The following is a 2,807-nucleotide window of genomic DNA, read 5'->3' on the forward strand; positions in this document are numbered from 1 at the left end:
CAGGCAAGCCGACGCGGCGCGCCGAAGGGTACGTGGCTGGAACAGATGCTGGCGCGTAAGCCGCGCATGCTGGTGACGGTGGCGGTGGCCAACAAGATGGCCCGCATCGTCTGGGCCCTTCTGCGAGGGCGGGAGTTACCGAGCTCCGGTTGCGGCTGCGGCGTAAAGCCGAGGTCGGCGCCAGAGGCTGTCGGGACGCGAGGTCGGTCGAAGGAGGGTATGGCACAACAGTTGGCGAGACAGGGCCGGAAGAACCAGGCGAGAACCACGTGCCACCGAGCACGCTTGGGTGAAGTGGTTCCGGTCCGCGAACTCCCATACGGTCCCGCGCCCAACGGCTGCATGAGAGGCCGGACAGATGGCAGCATCCGACATCGTGCCACCCGCCAGAAACCGCTTGCGTCCGAGGGGGCGTCCACAGATGGTTTCCTGCCCGTCCGCTTCCGGACGGTGATGCATTGAAGCAGACGTCGTGTCGGCGCTCTCTCTTGGCCCCAAGCAGACTTCATGGCTTTACAGCACAGCTTGCCCAACCCACTTCATCGAACAGCGAAGCCGGAACTCTCGACGCTGAGTTTAGCCACGGGCTCGAACGAGGACGGAAGGACCACTCCCGCCCGTCGTCCATCGAGAAGCTGATCGATCACATCGCCGGGCCACGGGGGTGGGCCCGCGCTCACCGCTCCACCGACCGCAGTGATGGCCGAGGTCGCGAGGTCCGGAATGATGCTCCATGCCACGACGGCACACACCTCGATGAGTGCCAGGGCGGTACGGGTAGCCACCGCAGCACCTGGACGGTCTTTTTGGAGCGACGACCAGGGTGCTGCGGCCTGAACGTAGGCGTTCGCGCCTGCCCAGAGCGCCCGGGTCTCCGCCGCAGCGTGTCGAAACTCTCGTGCTTCGTGATGGGCGCGGATCGTACTCACGCGCTCCCGGACGCTCACCGCGAGCGCGCGTTCGGCCTCGCCCGGCTCGCCACTTTCGGGCACGCATCCATCAAAGGCGGCTCGAGCGAAGCGCGTCACCCGCTGGACGAGGTTGCCGAACACGTCGGCGAGGTCCTTGTTCACGTCCGCTGCGAACCGCACCGCCCGGAAGTCCACATCGGCGCTCTCGGGCGCATTCGCTATCAGCCACCAGCGCCAAAGGTCGGCAGGCAGTGCGTCGAGCGCCGCTTCGCACGACAGGCCACGCCCCTGGCTCGTCGAGAACTTGCCCCCCTCATGCGTGAGCCAGTGAAAGCCCTTAATCACGTCGGCCGTCCGCCAGGGCTCCCCCGAGCCTAGCAAGGTGCTGGGGAAGCTGACGGCATGGAACGGCACATTGTCCTTGCCGAGGAACTGCACGTAGCGGCTCCCCCGGGTAGCCTCGCCCCACCACCAGTCTCGCCAGTCGCTCCCCCGAGCGGCGGCCCAGTCCTGGGTGGCGGCAATGTAGGCGATAGGCGCGTCGAACCAGACGTAGAACACCTTACCCTCGAACCCGGGGCGCGGCACCGGCACGCCCCAGGCGAGGTCGCGCGTAATGCAGCGGTCCTTGAGGTCCGCAGTCAGCCAGCTTCGGGCGAGGGAGGCGACGAAGTGCGGCCAGCCAGAGCGGGTATCGAGCCAACTGTTTAACCGATCCACGAGCGCCGACTGTCGCAGAAACAGGTGGCGGCTCTCGCGCACCTCCAGCCGAGTATCCCCCGATAGCGCTGAGCGCGGCGCGATCAGGTCTACGGCATCGATCAAGGTACCGCAGGCATCGCACTGGTCGCCCCGCGCATCGGGAGCGCCGCAGTGCGGGCAGGTGCCGAGCACGTAGCGGTCGGGCAGATAGCGATTGTCGGCAGGCGACCAGACCTGCGGAACGACCCGCTCGTCGATCAGCCCGGCTGCGTCTAGGCGGTGGTAGAAGTGCTGGGTCAGCGTGTGATTGCTGGGCGTGGAAGAACGGCCGAAATGGTCGAAGCTGAGACCGAAGCGGCGATAGACATCCGCCTGCCGGTCGTGCTCGCGGTCGCAGAAGCTGCGAGGGTCGAGAGCGGCCTGGGCGGCCGCAATCTCGGTGGGGGTGCCATGCTCGTCGGTGGCGCAGACGAAGAGCACTTCGCTGCCGATCTGACGGTGGAAACGGGCGTGCACGTCGGCGGGCAGGAGGGATCCAACGAGATTGCCGAGGTGCTTTGCGCCGCTGACATAGGGCAGAGCGCTGGTGATGAGGATGCGGCGCGACATAGGGAGCGTCCCGTATGCAGGGAGTGGACGCGCCGAACCCGCAAACAAAAAGCCCTCCCGCGCGGCACGGAAGGGCTGGGTTCGGCGCTCTCGCCTATCGCGCGCTGACGCGCGTCACCCTCTCCGGCCGAACCTTGTGCGGTCGGGCCGGGTCATTCGCGGGGTGCGGGCGAAAACCAGACGCATCAGATGTGTCTACCTTGCTGATCGCGCGCGAGCAATGATGCGTCGATCGTGTCGGACACCAAGAACGCTTCCCACCTCGAGCCGAATTTGCCTCACGTACCGTCCTACCTTCGCGCCATGGGCGCGGTGAACGAGCTGCTGAAGGTCTCGCCCGACGTGGCCCGTGCGATCCGGGCCGAGCATCCCGACCTTCGGCAGGTCACCGAGACGGAGTTGATGCGGTTCGTGCCGAGGGTGCCACCCGAGCTGGCGACGGCTTTGTGCGCCCCGTTCTCGCGCTGACGCCGCCACCGGGCGGCATCGCCGTGCGCCACCTCAAGGACCGGGGAGTCGACCTGCCCGTGTGTGCTCGACGACCCTTTCTTCGCACCTGGCCATCTGGATGCCCGCTTCGGTTGG

Annotated in this window: 2 protein-coding genes and 1 pseudogene; 2 read left to right on the forward strand and 1 reads right to left on the reverse strand. The window is 66.9% G+C overall.

All coding sequences use genetic code 11. The annotated features are described in order from the left end of the window. Window positions 1-166: pseudogene (locus CIW48_RS32730) on the forward strand (IS110 family transposase); the annotation flags it as partial. A gap of 373 nt (window positions 167-539) precedes the next feature. Here CIW48_RS32730 and metG read toward each other — a convergent pair. Then, a complete protein-coding gene (gene metG / locus CIW48_RS32735) occupies window positions 540-2,222 on the reverse strand; it encodes a methionine--tRNA ligase (RefSeq protein ID WP_149314497.1) in 1,683 nt (560 codons plus the stop codon). Between the two features lie 234 nt (window positions 2,223-2,456). Here metG and CIW48_RS32740 point away from each other — a divergent pair, with 234 nt between their 5' ends. Continuing rightward, on the forward strand, window positions 2,457-2,690 hold the full coding sequence (locus CIW48_RS32740) for a hypothetical protein (protein ID WP_149314498.1): 234 nt from the start codon (window positions 2,457-2,459) through the stop codon (window positions 2,688-2,690). Window positions 2,691-2,807 lie beyond the last annotated feature (117 nt).

Source organism: Methylobacterium sp. P1-11 (assembly GCF_008329595.1).
GTDB lineage: Bacteria > Pseudomonadota > Alphaproteobacteria > Rhizobiales > Beijerinckiaceae > Methylobacterium.